At 51.6% G+C, this 19,670-nt stretch carries 19 protein-coding genes and 1 pseudogene; 12 read left to right on the top strand and 8 right to left on the bottom strand.

All coding sequences use genetic code 11. The features are described from left to right. Window positions 1-213 precede the first annotated feature (213 nt). On the top strand, window positions 214-1,434 hold the full coding sequence (gene argJ / locus NZD89_RS16260; protein WP_268003849.1) for a bifunctional glutamate N-acetyltransferase/amino-acid acetyltransferase ArgJ: 1,221 nt from the start codon (window positions 214-216) through the stop codon (window positions 1,432-1,434). Between the two features lie 60 nt (window positions 1,435-1,494). Beyond that, window positions 1,495-2,730, top strand: coding sequence for an argininosuccinate synthase (locus NZD89_RS16255; RefSeq protein ID WP_268003848.1), 1,236 nt, complete (start codon window positions 1,495-1,497; stop codon window positions 2,728-2,730). 204 nt (window positions 2,731-2,934) lie between these two features. Here NZD89_RS16255 and NZD89_RS16250 read toward each other — a convergent pair. Then, window positions 2,935-3,069: pseudogene (locus tag NZD89_RS16250) on the bottom strand (threonine aldolase family protein); the annotation flags it as partial. Window positions 3,070-3,133: 64 nt separating this feature from the next. Here NZD89_RS16250 and NZD89_RS16245 point away from each other — a divergent pair. The 3 genes from NZD89_RS16245 to NZD89_RS16235 are packed head-to-tail and all read left to right on the top strand — an operon-like array spanning window position 3,134 to window position 4,647. Then, window positions 3,134-3,595, top strand: coding sequence for a hypothetical protein (locus NZD89_RS16245; protein ID WP_268003847.1), 462 nt, complete (start codon window positions 3,134-3,136; stop codon window positions 3,593-3,595). Continuing rightward, a complete protein-coding gene (locus tag NZD89_RS16240) occupies window positions 3,596-4,120 on the top strand; it encodes a hypothetical protein (RefSeq protein ID WP_268003846.1) in 525 nt (174 codons plus the stop codon). Window positions 4,121-4,179: 59 nt separating this feature from the next. Further along, window positions 4,180-4,647 (top strand): DUF4395 domain-containing protein, encoded by a 468-nt coding sequence (locus NZD89_RS16235; protein WP_268003845.1) that lies wholly within the window; start codon window positions 4,180-4,182, stop codon window positions 4,645-4,647. 108 nt (window positions 4,648-4,755) lie between these two features. On the opposite strand, the gene NZD89_RS16230 is transcribed toward NZD89_RS16235, so the two are convergent. The 3 genes from NZD89_RS16230 to NZD89_RS16220 are packed head-to-tail and all read right to left on the bottom strand — an operon-like array spanning window position 4,756 to window position 6,617. After that, window positions 4,756-5,214: a hypothetical protein gene (locus NZD89_RS16230; protein WP_268003844.1), complete on the bottom strand. Its 459-nt coding sequence runs from the start codon at window positions 5,212-5,214 to the stop codon at window positions 4,756-4,758. 18 nt (window positions 5,215-5,232) lie between these two features. Beyond that, complete coding sequence (locus NZD89_RS16225) at window positions 5,233-5,997, bottom strand: hypothetical protein (protein WP_268003843.1); 765 nt, start codon at window positions 5,995-5,997, stop codon at window positions 5,233-5,235. 17 nt (window positions 5,998-6,014) lie between these two features. Beyond that, window positions 6,015-6,617 (bottom strand): hypothetical protein, encoded by a 603-nt coding sequence (locus NZD89_RS16220; protein WP_268003842.1) that lies wholly within the window; start codon window positions 6,615-6,617, stop codon window positions 6,015-6,017. 452 nt (window positions 6,618-7,069) lie between these two features. Here NZD89_RS16220 and NZD89_RS16215 point away from each other — a divergent pair, with 452 nt between their 5' ends. Further along, the gene (locus NZD89_RS16215) at window positions 7,070-7,588 is read left to right on the top strand and encodes a 2'-5' RNA ligase family protein (protein ID WP_268003841.1); all 519 of its coding nucleotides are present in this window, start codon (window positions 7,070-7,072) and stop codon (window positions 7,586-7,588) included. Between the two features lie 318 nt (window positions 7,589-7,906). On the opposite strand, the gene NZD89_RS16210 is transcribed toward NZD89_RS16215, so the two are convergent. Together NZD89_RS16210 and NZD89_RS16205 are read right to left on the bottom strand one after the other, a co-directional pair. Beyond that, window positions 7,907-8,824, bottom strand: coding sequence for an aldo/keto reductase (locus tag NZD89_RS16210; protein ID WP_268003840.1), 918 nt, complete (start codon window positions 8,822-8,824; stop codon window positions 7,907-7,909). A 112-nt stretch (window positions 8,825-8,936) separates the two neighbouring features. Continuing rightward, window positions 8,937-9,914 (bottom strand): aldo/keto reductase, encoded by a 978-nt coding sequence (locus tag NZD89_RS16205; protein ID WP_268003839.1) that lies wholly within the window; start codon window positions 9,912-9,914, stop codon window positions 8,937-8,939. Window positions 9,915-10,260: 346 nt separating this feature from the next. Here NZD89_RS16205 and NZD89_RS16200 point away from each other — a divergent pair, with 346 nt between their 5' ends. After that, window positions 10,261-10,602: a winged helix-turn-helix transcriptional regulator gene (locus tag NZD89_RS16200; protein ID WP_268003838.1), complete on the top strand. Its 342-nt coding sequence runs from the start codon at window positions 10,261-10,263 to the stop codon at window positions 10,600-10,602. A 74-nt stretch (window positions 10,603-10,676) separates the two neighbouring features. Then, entirely contained in the window at window positions 10,677-11,651 is a 975-nt protein-coding gene (locus NZD89_RS16195; protein WP_268003837.1) for a DMT family transporter, read from the top strand. A gap of 193 nt (window positions 11,652-11,844) precedes the next feature. Here NZD89_RS16195 and NZD89_RS16190 read toward each other — a convergent pair whose 3' ends face one another. Continuing rightward, complete coding sequence (locus NZD89_RS16190) at window positions 11,845-13,545, bottom strand: PucR family transcriptional regulator (RefSeq protein ID WP_268003836.1); 1,701 nt, start codon at window positions 13,543-13,545, stop codon at window positions 11,845-11,847. Window positions 13,546-13,581: 36 nt separating this feature from the next. Beyond that, complete coding sequence (eutB, locus tag NZD89_RS16185) at window positions 13,582-14,580, bottom strand: hydroxyectoine utilization dehydratase EutB (protein WP_268003835.1); 999 nt, start codon at window positions 14,578-14,580, stop codon at window positions 13,582-13,584. A 287-nt stretch (window positions 14,581-14,867) separates the two neighbouring features. Here eutB and NZD89_RS16180 point away from each other — a divergent pair, with 287 nt between their 5' ends. From NZD89_RS16180 to NZD89_RS16165, 4 genes are all read left to right on the top strand, one after another. Then, window positions 14,868-16,037 (top strand): M24 family metallopeptidase, encoded by a 1,170-nt coding sequence (locus NZD89_RS16180; RefSeq protein WP_268003834.1) that lies wholly within the window; start codon window positions 14,868-14,870, stop codon window positions 16,035-16,037. Window positions 16,038-16,064: 27 nt separating this feature from the next. Then, entirely contained in the window at window positions 16,065-17,054 is a 990-nt protein-coding gene (locus NZD89_RS16175) for a cyclodeaminase (RefSeq protein ID WP_268003833.1), read from the top strand. A gap of 5 nt (window positions 17,055-17,059) precedes the next feature. Next, complete coding sequence (locus NZD89_RS16170) at window positions 17,060-18,280, top strand: M20 metallopeptidase family protein (RefSeq protein ID WP_268003832.1); 1,221 nt, start codon at window positions 17,060-17,062, stop codon at window positions 18,278-18,280. A gap of 138 nt (window positions 18,281-18,418) precedes the next feature. Beyond that, window positions 18,419-19,639: a cystathionine gamma-synthase family protein gene (locus NZD89_RS16165; protein WP_268003831.1), complete on the top strand. Its 1,221-nt coding sequence runs from the start codon at window positions 18,419-18,421 to the stop codon at window positions 19,637-19,639. Window positions 19,640-19,670: the final 31 nt, after the last annotated feature.

Here is a 19,670-nt window from a genome sequence, read left to right as displayed (position 1 = left end):
GCGAGTTGCGGTGTGCACGCGTGCGCGGTCCCGACTTTGAATCCACACGGGTACACCGATATCTGCACTGTACGCTCCCTTTTATTTTTGATAAAATATCCGCGTAATCGCATAAATATACGATAAGTCATGATATGATTTCTTTGTCAAAGACGCGGCTGAACCGTACGGTTGTCGTTTGCTCGAACGTGTGAACAGGAGAGGGGCGGTAGAATGAGTTCAACATTGCAGCAGATACCAGACGGCGGTGTTACGTCTCCGAACGGGTTTCACGCTGGCACAGCTAAGGCGGGAATCAAGGATGGTCTGCTCGAGAAGAAGGACATCGCGCTTTTGTACTCAGAAGTTCCAGCCACCGCGGCTGCGGTTTATACGACAAATCTAGTGAAGGCTGCGCCGTTGGCCGTAACTAAGGAATCACTGTCGAAGGGACATTGCCAGGCGGTCGTTGTTAACTCTGGAAACGCGAATGCGTGTACGGGCGAGCAGGGGGTTGCGGACGCCATCGAAATGCAGAAGCTTGCGGCGGAATCGCTTGGCGTGGCCAAAGATCTCGTCGCCGTCGCTTCCACAGGCGTCATTGGCGTGACGTTGCCAATGGATCGCGTGCAGAAGGGGATCTTAGCTGCGGCCGAAACGTTGACCGCCACTGGCTCTGAGTTTGCCGAAGCCATTATGACGACGGACCTTGTGAAAAAACAGGCGGCCGTGAAGATGAGCATTGGTGGTACGACGGTGACCGTCGGCGGCGCTGCAAAGGGATCCGGGATGATTCATCCCAACATGGCTACGATGTTGGCGTTCATCACGACAGATGCAGCGGTTGAGCAATCCTCTTTGCAGCAGGCGTTGCGCCAAATCACCGGCAGAACATTCAATCGTATCACGGTTGACGGCGATACGAGTACCAATGATATGGCGGTGCTCCTCGCCAACGGGGTAGCTGGCAATGATCCACTGAGTGAAAATCACCCAGATTGGCCTGTGTTTTTGCAGGCGTTAGAATTTGTTGCTCTACATTTAGCAAAGACGATGGCTCGAGATGGAGAAGGCGCCACGCGCCTCGTCGAAGTATCCGTGGCAGGTGCAGTGCATGAAGCGGATGCTGAGAAGGCGGCCAAAACCGTTGTGGGCTCAAGTCTGGTGAAGACCGCTGTCTTCGGTGCGGATGCAAACTGGGGACGCATCATGATGGCACTGGGACGGTCGGGTGCAGAAGTGGATGCGGCCAAGGTGGATATCTGGATAGGCGGTGTACAAGTCGCCGAACAAGGGTTGGGTCTACCATTTGACGAAGCAGCCGCAAAACGACAATTGGAAGAAGATCCGGTCGTCATTCGCGTCAACTTGAACATCGGGGAGGGTGCTGCCACCGCTTACGGCTGCGACCTCACCTACGAATATGTGAAAATCAATGGTAGCTACCGTACGTGATTGGGTCATTGGTGAAGATTAACTCAATATGTAATTGCATGGAAGGATGGGTTTGTTGCGATGGCAAAACAAAAAATTGTACTCGCGTACTCCGGTGGGTTGGACACATCTGTGATCTTGGCGTGGCTAAAAGAACACTACGACGCTGAAATCATCGCGTTTACGGCAGATATTGGACAGAAGGACGAGTTGGAAGGTCTTGAGGAGAAAGCACTGCGGACAGGGGCAAGTAAAGTCTACATCGACGACTTGCGCGAGGAGTTCGCGCGGGATTTCATTTTCCCAATGTTTCAAGCAGGGGCGCTCTATGAGGGTCAATACCTCTTGGGGACCAGTATCGCCCGGCCACTTATCGCCAAGCGTATGGTCGAGATCGCACGGGCGGAAGGTGCGACGGCAATCGCGCATGGTGCAACGGGAAAGGGGAATGACCAGGTTCGGTTTGAGTTGGGGGTCGCTGCTTTGGCACCTGAGCTGGAAGTGATTGCACCGTGGCGATTGGAGGAGTTTCGTGCCGAGTTTCCCGGTCGGGCAGAGATGATCGCCTATGCTGAACAGCATGGTATTCCGGTGCAGGCAACGGCTCAAAAACCGTATTCCACGGACCGCAATCTGCTACATATCAGTTTTGAGAGCGGTATTCTAGAGGATCCTTGGTTTGACGCTGGCAACTCTGAAAATAAGGACATGTTTGTGCTAACCGTAGCGCCAGAAGATGCTCCGGACAAACCCGAATATGTGGAGTTGGAGTTTGAACAAGGGCAATGCGTCGGATTGAACGGTGAGCGCATGCAACCACTGGAAGTGATGGAGAAGTTGAATGAGCTGGGGGGGCGTCACGGGATTGGACGCGTGGACATGGTGGAAAACCGCTTCGTCGGCATGAAGAGCCGCGGTGTCTACGAAACCCCAGGCGGTACCATACTGTTTGCGGCTCATCGGCGGATGGAATCGCTGACGATGGATAGGGAAGTTATGTTGCTCCGGGATTCTCTGATTCCCCGATACAGTTCCATCGTCTATAATGGTTTCTGGTTTGCGCCTGAGCGGTTGGCTTTACAGGCGTTGGTGACGGAGAGTCAAAAAAATGTAACGGGTACGGTTCGCGTGAAGTTATATAAAGGAAATGTTGTGGCTGCTGGAGTGAAGAGCCCAGTCAGCTTGTACAACCCGAATATCGCGACGATGGAGGCGGATCCTACACAGGCTTATAATCAGTCGGATGCCCACGGCTTTATTCGCTTAAATGCGCTGCGATTGAGGGTGGCTTCTGGTGTAGGGCAAAACGCAGAGTGATCGGGGATTGTGCTCATCGATTGGACTTTGAGGCTGTTCTTTCTGGACAGTCCCCCTGGACAACCGTAGGTTCGGTATCTCTTTGGAAGGTGTCGTTTGTTGAGTCGAGGGGGGACCATTCACTGGTGGACCCCAACCATTCAAAGCCACGGATGCGCGAATCCGTGGCTTTGAACTTTATCGGGCATTCGTTAGCACTCTGTCCAGGACATCCTGGAATTCGATCAATCTATCCTTATCCGCCAGTAAAACCGATTCAGATATAGTGTAACATCCTTTAAGCCTTTTTCTTCGGTGGATCTCCAAGTGACACAACGGATGATACGCAACTTTTCGGATTGGATATCAAAATCATAATGGGGAATTTTAATAAGGCTGTATTCTTTTAACTCGGAGGAAGCGCATGGCCTTTTCGATATTCTTTTCCATCACGGTGATCGCGTTGATTTCGTTTATTGTAACGAAGAAGAACTTGCATTTATTTGAAATCATGTTCATGTGGATGATAGCCATCATTATTGACCATAACTTCATGACCGTCGTTGCGGTCAATTTAGGGATGTATGATTTTGCGGACAATCCTTCACGGTATTGGGCGCTGTCGCTTGTCCGAATTATTCTATTTCGGCTTCTTATCGTATGGTTTTTCGATAAAACAGCATCCGGAAAGTACACAAAGTGGATGTGTTTACCCTTGGGAATTGGCCTTCTGATTGGACTTGAATATCTCTGCGACGTACTAAACGTATTCAACCACACCCACTGGAGATTGTGGTGGTCTCTTATCGAGTGGTTCATGGTCTTTTTGGTGATTAACTATTCTTGGCTCTGGTTTCGAAATACCTTGAGAAGGGAAATGAGTTGATTGCTTCCACCTCCGTTGGATTTTGATGCAAACGAGTGGTTTATCATCTTGAATATCGTGCTTGGGTATACTTTGGTACTCCTTCTGCCCAGGCGATATCCTCGTGTCGTATCCATATTGGTCGTGCTGTTCTGTGTTTCCATCGCCATTATTCTAGACCACTCCATCGCCACGCCACCCTTGGATATGTATGACATCAATGACCAAAAGAAGTATGAACTCATGGATGTGATCACGTATCTCATGTATAGCCCTTTTGCCATATTATCCGTGTATTTGTTTGATAAATTTAATCCGAGGGGACTTTACTTCACCGCGTATGTGATTGCGTGGTCCGGATTCGCGACGTTGTTTGAATGGTTGGCCACCTTGTGTCGCGTATTCACCTACACAGAATGGCATTTGCTGTACTCGTTCTCGGTTTATTTGGTGGCAACCGTCTCAGAGATCGGCTTTTTCCGTTTGATACTGAGGCATTTCAATAAGACGCGAAAAACGGAAATGCCGACTGCAAATCAACAGTAGGGCAGAGGCCTAGTAAACGATTGCAAGGCGAGTGAACAATTGACTTGGAAGGTCCGAGGGTGGATAATCGCATTAACTTTATTGGAAAGGTCGGTGATGGCGTGATCGTTCCGAATTCCATTCCTCGGCCATTAGTGCGTACAAATCAATGGGTGATTGTTCTCAGTGTACTCGCGTTCTGGACCAGTGGGGTAACATGGTTCATGTTGATCCCGTTTGTGTCCGGTCTGTCTGGGGTACTTTTCAACTTCAATCCGGTTATGAGATTGGCGAAGGTGTTCCTTCACAAGCCAATGTCATCGTACATTCCGGAAGACAAACCGCAACAACAGTTCAATCAGTGGATAGCAATCGTCTGTTTATTCGTCAGTATGTTCGCATGTACAGTGCACTGGATAGTTGTCGGGTATACAATCTCGGCGCTCGTTTTTCTGTCAGCTCTGATAGCCATCTGCGGATTCTGTATCGGCTGCTTTATCCGGTTTCAGTGGCTTCGCTTTCAACAACGGAGACGAGCACACAAATAATCATCGGGCACTCGCCGAAAGGCGGGTGCTTTTTGTTAAGCCGCCGTGGTGAATACATGTCAAAGAGGCACATGGAAGGGCTTCGTCAGATTGCCCGTCACTTTAGGGTCATTCGTTGTTCAACCTAGCAATGCCTAGGGCGGTGTTGTCCCATAGGATGTTTTCGACATTTTTGCCTTGGTCATTGGTGCAACGAATTACAAGAAATACCTCCGACGTTCGGTTTTGCTTCGTCTTTTTGTTTTGCTTTTTCACAAACAGAACCTTCAATAGGAAGCCCAACAGTAATCCAGCACACAATCCAATCAGCCCCCACAAAATAGGCCCCCAACGAAGCACCATGCCATAAATGGCACCTAAGAGCATGCCACAGGTACCAAGAACCGCTGCGACGTCAAACAGGCTAAATCCGTCTGCACGATGAATCGTGTCAAACAATTTCCGGTCTTCACTTCGCTTATCGAGTGGGACTGCGAGAATTTGATTTTTCGGGACCCCACTTTGCTCCAGTGCTGTGATGGCTAGCTCTAGGAAAATGGACTGTTCGAACGATGCGATCACGTACATGTTGTCACCCTCGCCGATTCAAAGTGGCATTTTAAAACTGGGCATTTGATAATTGTCCCGTAGCCATTTGGATTGTTCTTTTTCAAACAATTTGTTGTATTCAACTGCAGAAACATAACTGTCATAAATGTTGAATACGTATATGGCGGGAAGGTACAGGAACCATTGCATATCCATAATTTGCCTTGCGTGTTTGAATTGGCCAATCATTGTGTAGTGTATCGCCGGTAAGCAATGAGCCATGTACACCACGGAAATTGTCCAGCCAATAAAGAAAAGCCCTTGGATGATTTTATGTAAATACAACGTACCGAGCCCGGGTGTCAAAGCAGACCAAGCAGCTGCAACCCATGGATGGCGCTTGTCTAGGAAATTTACATCGAGCGTCTTAATCACAAAAGGCTTTATGGGAGCATCTTCTCGATCCGCTAACACATAAAGTTTGTTCACATCAACCGTCCCGCGATAACCATCCCATAAACCAAACACATAAACCGCCACATAAAGTAACAGCCATCGGGTGTCGATCACTTTTCTCGCAATATCGAAGTGTCCCGTCAGGGAATAGGCGATTGCGGTATTGATTTTGGCGGACGTATTGACGACAATACCCCAGATAATCAGAATCAGTCCTCTGACTTTACGGTCCTGCCGCAAATTCCCGAGCCCAGGAGCCAATGCGGACCATGCGGCGGTAATCCAGGGGTTGCGCAAATGGATTTGATTGATGGAGAACTCAGATACATACGCTCTGTTTCGCCGTGGATAGTCGTTTTGATTCAAACGCTGCACCTCTTTTATTACGGCATTTTGAAATCGAAACGCTGATAGTTGTCCCGCAAAAATTTGGATTGTTCCTTATCGACAAGCTTGTTAATTTCCACCGCTGCAACGTAGGCATCGTGAATCACGAAACCGTAAATGGAAGGTAGGTACATCAGCCACTGCATGTCCACCATGCGCTTTGCGTAGTCGAAGTTTCCGATCATCGTCTCTTGAACGGCGGGTAATGCGTGGGAAAAGTACATGACGACAATCGTCCAGGTAACAAAGAATATACCTGGAATGATCTTGTTGACATACAGATGTCCGAGTCCCGGAGCTAATAGGGATAACGTTGACGCAAGCCACGGATTGCGTGTGTCTAGGAAATTCTGATCAGATGTCTTTATGACGAAAGGTCGTATCGACGCGTCTTCTCTATCCGCTAGAATGTATTGCTGATTCAAAGCCACTGTCCCACGGTAGCTGTCCCAAATGGCAAATACGTACAGTGCAACGTAGAGCAGAAACCACCTTAGCTGAATCACCTGTTTCGCCAATTCGAATTTTCCGAGCAACGAATACATGATGGCGAGATTGATCTTTGCGTTGCCGTTGACCACAAGCTCCCAAATGACCAAAATGAGTCCTTTTAGTAGCCTGCCCTGAGCAAGGGTCCCGCACCCTAGGCACGCAAAAGACCAAAACGCTGTGATTAGAGGATTTCTTAAGTGGATTTGGGCGGTTCCAAACTGGGATGAATAAGCTCTCAAGCGTCTTGGCTTTGGTCTTGTATGGGAAATTACATTCACACTTGCCACGCTCCATACATGCGAGATGATTCAAGTGTTCACAAATGTGTGACTCAGTATGTAAATTAGTGGAACTTTAGAGACTGAGGCGTCCTTGCAACGGATGGGGATTTAGAGTGTCGATGTGAGCCTCAACGTAGGCAACTGCGCGGCGCCGCAACTGTAGTAAACTAGGTTCAGAAAAGGGATTGGACAGAAGCGTCCACAAGATCACAACGTGAAACCGGGAGGGGCAAGATGACGATAACAACCGATGTTGGAGTTTTGAGAGGGTGACTTGAGTGCTGTTTGCTATCCACATCTTGCCGGCCTTTCGGAATCACCAGTCCATTGACGCCTTACGTGCCAAGTACGATCCTCTCTTCAACCTGATTCCACCGCATATCACGTTGGTTTTTCCGTTTGAAAGCGCAATGACCGTGGATGCTATCACAGAGCACATCAGAAAATCCGTCGGTCGAATGGAGCCGTTTCGCATCGTGATGGCGGGTATCAGTGGGGCGGACGAGGAATATTTATTCCTGAATGTAAAAGTGGGAAATGACCTGCTCATCGACTTACATAACAAATTGTACACAGGCGTGTTGAGAAAACACCTAAATCGTTGGTTTACGTATTATCCTCATCTCACGATCGGTCGAATCAACGATAAACAGGTGTTTCAGTCTGCTTTGGAGGACACTGCAGAGTTCAGTGAGACTTTTGAAACCGTAGTGCTTGAGATCGTCCTCGAACGAATAGATGACACGGGAAGGTCGATCATCGAACGGACAATTCCGCTCTGTCCTTCATACGGATAGATTCACTGCGGAACATCACCGTGAATGGTTCGAAAGGAACGAATGGCGTGAAAAAGATCGTCGTATTCGATTTTGACGGCACGGTCGCGGACACACTGCCAATTTGTTATTACGCATTTCAGATTATGTGTGCAAAGCGATCGATGATTTGAGAAGGCTTTTCGGGCTTCTGTAATGTTGTGGCTGGACAATACAGATAAAACAACCTCTGGTCAAACAGACTAGAGGTTGTTTTGTCGCATAGCCGGGACGGGGGTGCGGTTGATCACGCGATGCCGATCCCACACGTACCAGGCACTCCTCAGATGAGCGGCGTGTTTACGGAAGCACATTGCCTGCCGCGCGATAAATTTCATACCATTCTTCACGTGTCAGATGAACGTCGCTCGCCTTGCAGCAATCTTTTAACCGACCGACGTTCATCGTACCGGTGACCGGCTGCATGTGGGCGGGATGGCGCAACAGCCACGCGATGGCGATGGTCGTGTTGGTCACTTCGTATTTTTCTGCGATCTCGTCTATCTTCCGATTCAATTCCGGGAACTTGTCGTTATCGAGGAAGACGCCCTCGAAGAACCCGTATTGGAACGGTGACCAAGGCTGAACGGTGATGTCGTTCAGTCGGCAATAATCGAGTATGCTTCCGTCCCGGTCGACGGCGGGATCGTTCTCCATATTCACATTGATCCCGTTGGAAATCATCGTGGCGTTGGTGATGCTCAATTGTAACTGGTTGGCCACGAGAGGCTGCTTCACGAATTTCTTGAGCAACTCTATCTGCATCGGCTTCTGGTTGGACACGCCGAAATATCGTACTTTTCCCGAGCTTTCAAGGATATCGAACGCCTCAGCGACCTCTTCTGGCTCGACCAGCGCATCCGGGCGATGCAACAGGAGTACATCTAGATAATCGGTTTTCAGCCGCGTCAAGCTCCCGTCAACCGACGCTAAAATATGTTCTTTGGAGAAGTCGAACAATCCTTTGCGAATCCCGCACTTCGACTGCAGGATGACGTTTTCCCGAAGATCGTCGTTCATATGGATGGCGTCCGCGAAGATTTCTTCACATGTGCCACCGCCGTAAATGTCGGCGTGATCGAAGAAATTTGCTCCTTCTTCCAATGCGGTTTGGACAAAGCGCTCTGCCTCGGGTTTTTCGAGTGAATTGATCCGCATGCAGCCGACCGCAACGACCGGCACCTCTAACGTGCTGGTTCCCAACTTCATTGTCCTCATCAGCGAACTCCTCCTTATCGTGGATCCCTGGTGCGATTTCTCGTAGGGCGTCTGCTCCCGCGAGCGGGCGGCGCAGCACCTAGAAAATACGGGCTGCGCCCACTCAAACGTCTTACCAGGCGTATGCCTCTGGAGCCGGTTTACCTGGACCGGGGAAAATTTCGTCCAATTTGGAAAGGACGTCTTCCGTCAATTTCAGTTCGACCACGCGAAGTGAATCTTCGAATTGCGCCAAAGTGCGTGGTCCAATGATCGGTGCTGTCACCGCAGGATTTGCGAGTAGCCATGCAAGCGCGACAGTGTCTTGGTGCTCACCGACTTCCTTGGCCAAATGAGCAAATTGTTCTAGTTGGGACCGACGGCGTTCAACCTCGTCATGGGCGCGTGCACTGCGAGACCCCGAGCGATTGAGCGCGTTTCTCCCAAGTAAGCCACCTGCAAGCGGACTCCAGGGAATCACGCCGATGCCAAACGCCTGTGCAGCAGGTAGCACTTCTAGTTCGGGTTCCCGGCAAAGCAAGTGATACTTGTGCTGTTCAGACACCAGTCCAAGGAAATGGCGCTCCTTGGCAGCCGCCTGTGCTACAGCGATGTGCCACGCAGCAAAGTTACTCGAACCGATGTAACCCAATTTACCTTGGTTTACAGCGACTTCGAATGCGCCCCACAATTCGTCCCACCCAACCGAAAGGTCGACATGGTGCATCTGATACAGTTCGATATGGTCTGTCTGTAAACGTTTGAGGGAACCCTCGAGGTGGCGCCGAATTTTGTACGCGGACAAACCACGCCCTTGATTGGGGCCGTCAACTGGGTCATCCATTCCGCCATATACCTTTGTCGCCAAAACGACGCGTTCACGGCGACCTCCCCCTTGAGCAAACCAGCGCCCGATGATTTCCTCTGTCCAGCCGTGATGTTCCGCACCGCCATAGACATTGGCGGTATCAAAAAAATTAATGCCGGCATCCAGCGCTGCGTCCATGATGCGAAAAGCGTCTTTTTCCTCTGTTTCGGGTCCAAAATTCATCGTACCGAGGCACAACCGACTCACTTTGAGACCTGTCCGTCCTAAATTTGTATACTGCATCTGTGCATCTCCTTACGTGTGATTTAGACGTAATTTCAACTAGAAACGGCGTACAACACGGTGTAGATGCAAACGCTTTGTCGAGTCTCACTTTGCTGTGAGGACAGCACCGCCAGGGGGTCCTGTGTCAACCTCGCGAATCACCAAGCTGGTAAGTGGTTGCGTGGCTAGGACACATATAATCGGTTCCAAGTCTCCGTAAGCGGTTTTTCCACCTCTCGCATAACGTGAGTTGTGATAATTTTTGCGTCTTTGCCAGTATAGAAAAGATTGTTTAAACTCGGAAGTAGTGAATTGCTATGCCTATAATATTCTCGAGGATACTTACTTTAATTTCGAAAGTGGGATGACGATGGAAAGAGCAGAGGCAAATCGAGTGAGTTCCGTAGAGACTGTCCCATGTTCTATCGAAAAGGCACTCGATGTGATAGGCGGCAAGTGGTCGTTTCTCGTGTTAAAAGAGTTGTACGACGGCACGCGACGGTTTAGCGAATTGCAGAGAAGCGTGATAGAGGCGAGTCCGAAAGCGCTCACCAACACGTTGAGACATCTCGAACAAAGAGGTGTGATCTCGCGCCGGGTGTTTCCGACAGTACCGGTGACGGTCGAATATTCACTCACGGAAAAAGGTGTGGCCTTTCATAGTGTACTCCACGAAATGAAGCGCTGGGGTGCAGAGTGGTGCTGAATTTTCAATAAATTTGTGCGAAACACGGTTTATAGAATGATCTTGTCGTGGACAGAAGTTCGGGGGCATTTCACGTGAAAGCAATCATTCTTGGTATTCTGGCATCCTTTTTCTTTGCCGTCACGTTTGTGTTGAACAAGTTGATGAGCGATGCTGGGGGAAGCTGGATTTGGAGTGCTTCATTGCGCTATCTATTCATGCTCCCACTTCTATTGATCATCGTGTGTGCACGAAGGAGATTCGTCCCGTTACTCAAAGAGATGGGGCGGCGTCCGTGGCGGTGGGCGTGGTGGAGTTTTATTGGATTTGGGTTGTTTTATGCTCCGCTATGTTTTGCTGCCGCTTTTAGTCCCGCGTGGTTGGTAGCGGGGACATGGCAATTCACCATCATCGCAGGTTCACTCTTAGTTCCACTTTTTCACGAGACGATTCAAACGAACGACGGAGTGGCTCAGGTCAGGAAGCGCATCCCACTTAGAAACATGGGAATGTCATTCGTCATCTTATCCGGCATCGTCCTGATGGAATGGTCACAGGCGACCGATGTTTCCGTACGTGATATGTTATTTGGGATGATTCCAATTCTCGTAGCCACATTTGCGTATCCGCTTGGCAATCGGAAGATGATGGAACTCTGTGCAGGGCGCGTAGACGCTTACGAAAGAACGCTCGGCATGACGATTGCCAGTCTGCCCCTGTGGTTGATTTTGTCCTCGTATCAGTTGGTCACACGCGGGTTTCCGAGTGTTGATCAAACCCTTCAGTCATCGATTGTGGCCGTGTTTTCAGGCGTCATTGCCACCGTGTTGTTCTTCACGGCGACCGACATGGCACGGCACAATGTGAATCAGTTAGCGACCGTAGAAGCGACGCAGTCTGGAGAAGTTGTGTTTACGTTGTTGGGCGAGATGCTTCTCATATCGGGGACGAAAATTTCGCTTGCTGGGTTGGTTGGCCTTGTCCTGGTGGTGGTAGGGATGGTGTTGCATAGCTTTATGGCGTCGATAAAACGCCCCTCGGATTGCGCAGACGTGGCAGGTGGCGTGTGAATGCACCTCGATGAGATCTCATCGTTTAGAATATTGCGCAATACACGAATGAGGGGCAGGCGCATGCGAAAGTCCTAGATAGAAGCACGCCATCCCCACATGACGAGAGCTGTTCGACGAAGCCAACATGCGATGGCTACCGGAAGCTCCAGAAGCTCCAGAAGCGGTCGCATGTTGGAAGGAGAATCGACGATTACGATCCCAACAGGGACTTGGGGGACGATACGGCCGTTAGTCTCAGACTGAGGTCGAGAAGGAACAAATCGTCGGGATCGACGAGGGACCGGTTGGTCAGCGATTCGATCTTGTGTATCCGATAGATCAGGGTTTGTCTGTGGATGTTCATGTCTCGCGAGGTTTGGCTGACGTTACATTGATTGCGCAAGTACGTGCGCAGCGTGTCGACGAGGTCCATGTTTTTCGTTCGGTCGTAGTCAAACAGCCGACCCAGTACCGAGTCGGTGACGTTTCGCATCTCAGGGTCATCGGCCAAGCGGACGAATGCTTCGTTTAAGCTGACTTCCGTGTAATGCGTTCGATGGCCACGACCTTTCTTACGATAGCCTAAGTCAATCGCTAACCGGGCTTGTGTATAGCTTTGCTGGAATGCGCCGGCGCCGTCATAAACATTGCCGATCCCCCAGGAGAACACCAGCCCCTCGATTCGCTCACTGATACGCGCTTCGAATATATCGATGAGCGCGTTGAGAGGCTTGTCCGCCACACCATCGTCAGGGCGCCCGTAAAAGATGATCAACTCATCGTCGTGATAGGTGACCAAAAGGTTGTACTTGTCGACTGCACTTGTGTCTCGGATGCATTCCTCGAGTTGGGGGAGCGTCGTTTCCACCCAGTTGTCAAATGAAACATCGCGAACCGATTGATGAAAGACGCGCTGCAAGTTTTCGATGTGTGCGATAAGACAGACGTGCGATTCCGCGATTTTGTACCCAAATGACTCTGCTTGCGAAAGAATAGCATCCCATGACCCAATCTCGCCGTTGGCCAGATTCCAGATGAAGTTGGTCCGCAGTCTGGATTCTGTCGACTGAATCATATGCGACCTGAGGAAGGTGAGGGCCGCTGCCGTCGATGCGTGTTCGAGAATGTACGCTTTTTCAATTGGAAAGAACGTGTTTAGTGGCATTCCGCGTGGAATCGATGTGATAAAGTAGCCGAGGACCTCACTGGAGGATCGGATGGAAACTTTCAGGAATCGATGGGTTCCGACTCGATGCACCAACTGTTGTTTGGAAGGTGGGAAGTCCCGCTCAGAACTGGCGTGAAATGGATGAAATCCAAACTTGGCGCTCTGTTTCCATTCTGCACACAAGGCCTCAGAATGTTTGCTTTGCGCGATCAAATTACCCTGTCGGTCGATGATGAGAATCGGGTACGACAGTTTATCGTAAATAAAGTTCGCGATGTCCCCTAAATCGGAGCTATTTAAGATTAGGCTCAAGAGTTGGGCCTGAATCTCTTCCGACTCTTTCAATATGGATTCACGGGTGTTGTTCAGTGCCGCAAGGACGTCGCTCGTAATGTCAGCAAACCGGGTTTCCCAAGGGATTTCAATGAGCGGGAACCGATGTTCACTGGCGAGATGAATCACCTCGTCCGGAATTTCGAGAATGTGTCGCCCGGTGGCGATGGCTAAAGCGGACGCTCCACAGTTGATCACATCCGACACGAACTCCAGAGCCAAACTAGGATTTTCCCTGCACCCGACACCAGTGGTGAGTACAAATTCGTGTTCGCGCACGAAATCTTCAACTGGTATCTCGATGACAGACACAGATTTGACGGCGCGTTGGCCAAGTGAAGGACCGTCTGTGAGCACGCGCGCGGCGTGCATGACTTCTAGATCCATGACATCACGTACGGTTAAATGCATAAAAGCCTCCCCGGACAGATCACTCTGTTATGTTGTTCACCCTTGTACAAGGTGCTGGAGGACACCTTCATCCACATTTTTCCCGCTAATAATGACAACGGCATGTTTCCCGAAGTTTCGAATTTGTCTGTTTAGGATGGCCCCGACGCCAGTTGCGGCGGCTCCCTCTACTACCATACCATGTTCTTTCAACATAAACTGCATGCCGCGCTGAATTTCTACTTCGGGAACGAGGACAATCTCGTCTACGAGCGATTGGACGATAGGGAATGTATACCGATTGTCGAGGCCGATACCGCCGCGAAGGCTATCGGCCAATGTCGCTGTCTCGTTTACGAGCGTGGGCTTGCCGCGCCGAATGCTTTCGTACATTGCCGCACCGCTTTCCATCGAGACCCCGACGACCCGGATATTCCGACCGCAGGACTTCATGACGAGGGCGATACCGGCAATTAATCCGCCTCCAGACAGCGGAACGACGACGGTATCTAAATGCGGTACGTCTTCAAGCAGTTCCAACCCGATGGTACCCTGTCCGGCGATGACATGCGGATGGTCGAACGGCTGAATGATGGTCAAGCCTTGCTCTTCGTTGAGTTGGCGGCAGAGCGCTTCAGCTTCGTCTTGGCTGTGGCCAACCCGCTCTATTTCGGCACCAGTCCGTGCGATGGCTGCAACTTTCGAGTTCGGGACGTCGTTTGAAATGCAGATGACGGCCCGAATCCCCATTTGCTTGGCGACATAGGCCACAGCCAACCCGTGATTTCCAGTTGAAAACGTCGTCACGCCCTTATTTCTTTCCTCGTCTGAGAGCGACTGGATGGCATGAGCCGCTCCGCGCACTTTAAATGCACCGATTTGCTGAAGGTTCTCTAATTTTAAATGGACGGTTGCGCCATCCGCCAATGTGTGTGATAAGCGTTCGGAGTAGATGGTGGGTGTCTTTTTCGCGTACGAATAGATTTGCTGGCTGGCGAGGACGATGTCACTCAGTTGTATGTCGCTTATCCGGTCCGTATCTGCCAATTCGAACATGGTTTTCCGCCTCCCGAGTCTTCTTTATAGGCCAGCTTACCCTGATGGGGTGGGGCGGCGTCAACGTCTAAAGTGACGAAATGCAGCGAATGAATTCATACAGGTTGTGGAATGGACAAGCGAACGAATCGACACGCTCATCCAGACGACAATCCCCGTTAGACAAACTAGATGAGGAATGGTGAGATATTTTAGACAATTTAGCGAATGGCCGTAGCTTCCTTGGCGCATATATGATCGTCTTAATCGCGGGAAGGCCGCCAATCTGATGTGTTGGGGGGATTCAAGTGCCTCTTTTTTCGACATACGAGTATCTACAACGATTGGAAAAAACGAAGGAAAGCATGGAGATGCTGGGGATCGATGTGTTGCTCATCACGGACCCAGCAAACATGAACTACCTGTCCGGATATGACGGTTGGTCTTTTTATGTTCACCAGACTCTAGTTGTCCTCTTGGAGGAAGAGCAACCATATTGGATAGGCAGAGCTCAAGACGCCAATGGCGCCAAACATACGGCGTTTATCGACACTTCACATATCGTCCCTTACCCCGAAGACCACATTCATTCTGATGCGCGGCATCCAATGGACTTCGTCGCCTCGTTTCTAAAGGACAAGCAAAAAGGGAATCGCCGGATTGGCATCGAGAAAGATGCGTATTACTTCACGGCGAAATGTGCGGAACGACTGGAGTCTGGGTTGCCAGATGCCACGTTTGTCGACGCTACGTTACTCGTCAATCGCGTCCGAATCGTGAAGTCGGAACAGGAAATCGCGTATATGCGCCAGGCGGGCGTGCTAGTTTCACAGGCGATGCGCGTGGCGATGGACTCGATTGCAGTGGGCGTGCGGGAATGCGATGTCGCAGCGAAAATCTACCACGCGCAGATCAGCGGTACGCCGCAATTTGGCGGCGACTATCCGGCCATCGTGCCCTTGATGCCGCGCGGGGAAATGACGTCGGCTCCGCACATCACCTGGTCCGATGACCGCTATCGCGAAGGAGATGCGGTCATCGTCGAATTGGCCGGATGTGTGCGGCGATATCATTCACCGCTGGCGAGAACGCTCGTCTTAAGTCCCACATCCCCAAACGTGACGGACTTGGCGAAGGTGGTCGTTGAAGGAATGGAGAGCGCGCTTGCCGCGGTGAAACCGGGTGTCCGATTGGAAGAAGTTGAACAGGCTTGGCGGAAAGTCATCGAACGCTATGGATTTCAGAAGGAGTCGCGGTTGGGTTATTCCATGGGCCTCAACTACCCGCCGGATTGGGGTGAACACACGGCGAGCATCCGTCGTGGAGACCAGACGGTGTTGGTACCGAATATGACCTTCCACATGATCCCCGGGATGTGGTTGGACGATTTCGGGGTGGAGATCAGTGAGTCGTTTCGAGTGACGGAAAATGGTTACGAGCTGTTTGCCGACGTTGAACGGCAGTTGTTTATCAAGTAGGGCGACTGCAGATAGGGGAGAGACATCGTGTACATCTTCACGGAGCGCGAAATTCGCGCGTGTGTGCGACTTGATTTGGACGTCGTCGGCGTGGTGGAGCAAGCATTTGCCCATCTCGCCGAAGCTAAGGTGACCACTCCCCCGATTATGCGGGTCGATATTCCGGAGTCACATGGAGAAGTCGACGTGAAGTCAGCCTACATCAAGGGACAGGAAACGTTTGCAATCAAAATTTCGTCCGGATTTTTCCAGAATCATGCGCTTGGTTTGCCCACGGGAAGCGGCATGATGACACTCATCAGCGCGAAGACGGGGGTCCCTGTCGCAGTGCTCCTCGACAACGGGTATTTGACGGACGTTCGGACGGCTGCTGCTGGCGCCGTCGCTGCGAAGCACTTGGCAAATCCGGACGTCCGCGTGGCGGGTGTCATTGGCACCGGACTTCAAGCGAGGTATCAGGCGCAGGCCTTGCACCTAGTAAGACCTTACGAAGCGTTGTTGGTCTACGGGAGAACGTCGTCGCGCGCCGAGGATTTTGCTCGCGAGATGCAGGATTCTCTAGGCGTTCCCGTGACGGTCGCACACAGTGCAAAAGCGGTCGTTTCGGAATGTGATGTCCTTGTCACGACCACGCCGTCGCGGGCACCTGTCGTCGAAGGGGCGTGGATCCACGAAGGACAACACATCACGGCGATGGGGTCAGATGCGGAGCACAAGCAGGAACTGGCTCCAGATGTCCTCTACAAGGCGGATTTGCTGGCGTGCGATTTGCTGTCGCAGTGCTTGCGGTTAGGCGAGATTCACCACGCTGTTGAACGGGGTGAGATAGATGAACATGGCGTCGTCGAGCTCGGCGACGTCGTCACTGGCAAGCGCTCTGGAAGAGTAGCTGAGGCGCAAATTACGGTTTGCGATCTGACGGGGACCGGCGTCCAGGATACCGCGATTGCCCAATTGGCATTCTCGCGATTACGAGAACGCGGTTTCGGCATACAACTGGATTCCGCCAAGGGGTGAGTGGGGTGCTTAGGCAAACGAGTCGTGTAGTCGAACAGGCGGAAGAACTGGCTGTTCAGTTGAGTCACTGGCGAAGGTCACTTCACGCGAATCCGGAGTTGAGTTTTCGAGAACACAACACGGCCGCGTATATTGTCAACGCATTGCAAAGTGTGGAAGGAATATCCATCCGGACTGGCATAGCCGGGACCGGGATCGTGGCGTCACTTGGTACCGGCAGCGGTCCGGTGATCGCCTTGCGCGCGGACATGGACGCTCTACCCATCTTCGAAGAGAATTCGCATGCTTATCGTTCGCGTATTCCTGGCGTCATGCACGCATGTGGCCATGATGCACACACGGCCATCCTGCTTGGGGCGGCACACTTGCTGTCGAGGTGGTTTGCGGATGGTGAGTTGACAGGGACAGTGCGGTTTATCTTTCAACCTGCCGAGGAGGCAGCAAACGACCAAGGTGTAACGGGTGCGCCCTACATGATTCAAGCGGGTGCATTCGACGAAGTGACGGCGGCTATCGCTTTACACGTGAATCCAGAAGCGCCTGTCGGTGAAATCTGGGTGCACGATGGGTACAGCATGGCCAACGTCGACAACTTCTCCGCCGTCATCAAAGGATCCGGCGGCCACGCCGCATACCCCCACTTGACGACCGATCCGACGTGGATCTTGTTGCCCGTATTACAGGCCTTGCACGGAATTGTCGCCAGACGCGTGTCGCCGCTTCAGGAGGCCGTGGTGAGCGTGGGCCAAATTCACGCTGGAACGAGCGCCAACGTCATCCCAACGCTTGTGGCGTTGGAAGGGACGCTTCGCAGTTATCGTCCGGATGTACGAGAGTCGATCATCAGCGAACTTGAGCGGGCACTCTCTGTGGCGCGGGTGTTCGGCGGCGATTATGAGTTTCAGGTCGTACGTGGCGAACCAGCGCTCAACAATCATCCAAAGGTAAACGAGGCCATCAAGAGCTCGATTGAGGAGCTGTACCCACAATGTGTCGTGACCGATATCCCGTTTGGTCTAGGCGGGGAGGATTTTGGTCACGTGTCCGCACGCGTGCCATCTGCCATGTTTTTCTTAGGGTGCGGGCTCCAAGACGGTGCGGTTCGAGGGCTGCATACACCACAATTTGACGTGGATGAACGATGTTTGTCGATGGGGAGTGCGCTGCTTGTGGAAACTACCTGTCGCCTGCTTCGCGGCGATATCGTCATACAACCTGACGACTGACACCAATGTGAATTTATACAACATTTAGAATTGTTGATCGAGAGATGTCTATGTACGATTGAGAAGTAATCGATAGATGAATGAGAAAAAATGTAACTCACGGTCAGTCTTGAATCTCTGTTGGAGGGGACGAGAATCATGCGCGGCAACGTAGAGAACATCGATTTGGGGACGCAGACAGTCTGGGGCGGAGAAGATGAATATCTCATTCAAGGCGCCACACAAGTACCGGTTGTGCACAGCGTAGGTTTTGGCTATCGAGATTTGGATGAGTGGCTCGATGTCGCCCTCGGCAAACGCGAAGGTCACATCTACGGGCGCAATACCAATCCTACCGTACACGTCTTTGAGGAAAAGGTGCGGTTGTTGGAAGGAGCAGAGGCGGCTACCAGTTTCTCAACCGGCATGGCCGCCATTAGCGGAACGCTGTTCACCTTGTTAAAACCGGGGGATCGGGTTGTGTCGGTCAAGGATTCGTACGGCGGGACGAACAAAATTTTTACCGAGTTTTTGCCTCGTTTCCAAATCGACGTAGCACTGTGCGACACGAGTGACTACGAGCAGATTGAGCGGGAGACGCGGGCGGGCTGTACGGTTCTGTACCTCGAGAGCCCGACCAACCCGACACTCAAGGTCGTCGATATCGAGCGATTGGCGAAGGTGGGGCGTGAAGTGGGCGCCACGGTCGTCGTCGACAACACGTTCGCGACGCCCATCAATCAAAATCCACTGCAGTTAGGTGCGGATTTGGTAGTTCACAGTGCGACGAAGTTTCTCGGCGGACACGCCGATGCGCTTGGTGGCATTGTCTGTGGTTCCAAGGATCTCGTCGAGGAAATCTATCACTATCGCGAAATCAATGGTGCAACACTAGCCCCGATGGAAGCGTATCTCCTGCTTCGCGGCATGAAGACGTTGAAACTGCGGGTGGAACGGCAATCGGAGAACGCTGCACAGATTGCGGCCTTTTTACAGACACATCCACTCGTGGACGAGGTGTTTTATCCCGGCCTCGAAACGCATCTTCACCACGATGTGGCGAAGAAGCAAATGCGCCGTTTCGGCGGCATGTTGAGCTTTTCCCTCAAGGGCGGCTTCGACACGGTGAAAGTGTTCCTGCCGCGCCTGCGATTTGCACACTTGGCCGCCAATCTAGGTGCTGTGGAGACGACCGCTGGCCCCCCGAGGACGACCAGCCACGTCGAATGCACGCCTGCGGAACGCCAAGCCATGGGGATACCCGAGAATTTGATCCGCTATTCGGCCGGGATCGAGGATGTCGACGATTTGATCCGGGACTTACAGCAGGCACTGGCGTATGCAGAAGAGGCTACACGGGTGAATTCGAGTCAGCGTTGACGACCAAAACCGATAAGAGGTGATGATTCGG

This window comes from Alicyclobacillus fastidiosus, assembly GCF_026651875.1.
GTDB classification, from domain to species: Bacteria; Bacillota; Bacilli; order Alicyclobacillales; family Alicyclobacillaceae; genus Alicyclobacillus; species Alicyclobacillus fastidiosus.
This window is presented reverse-complemented; position numbering and strand designations above follow the sequence as displayed.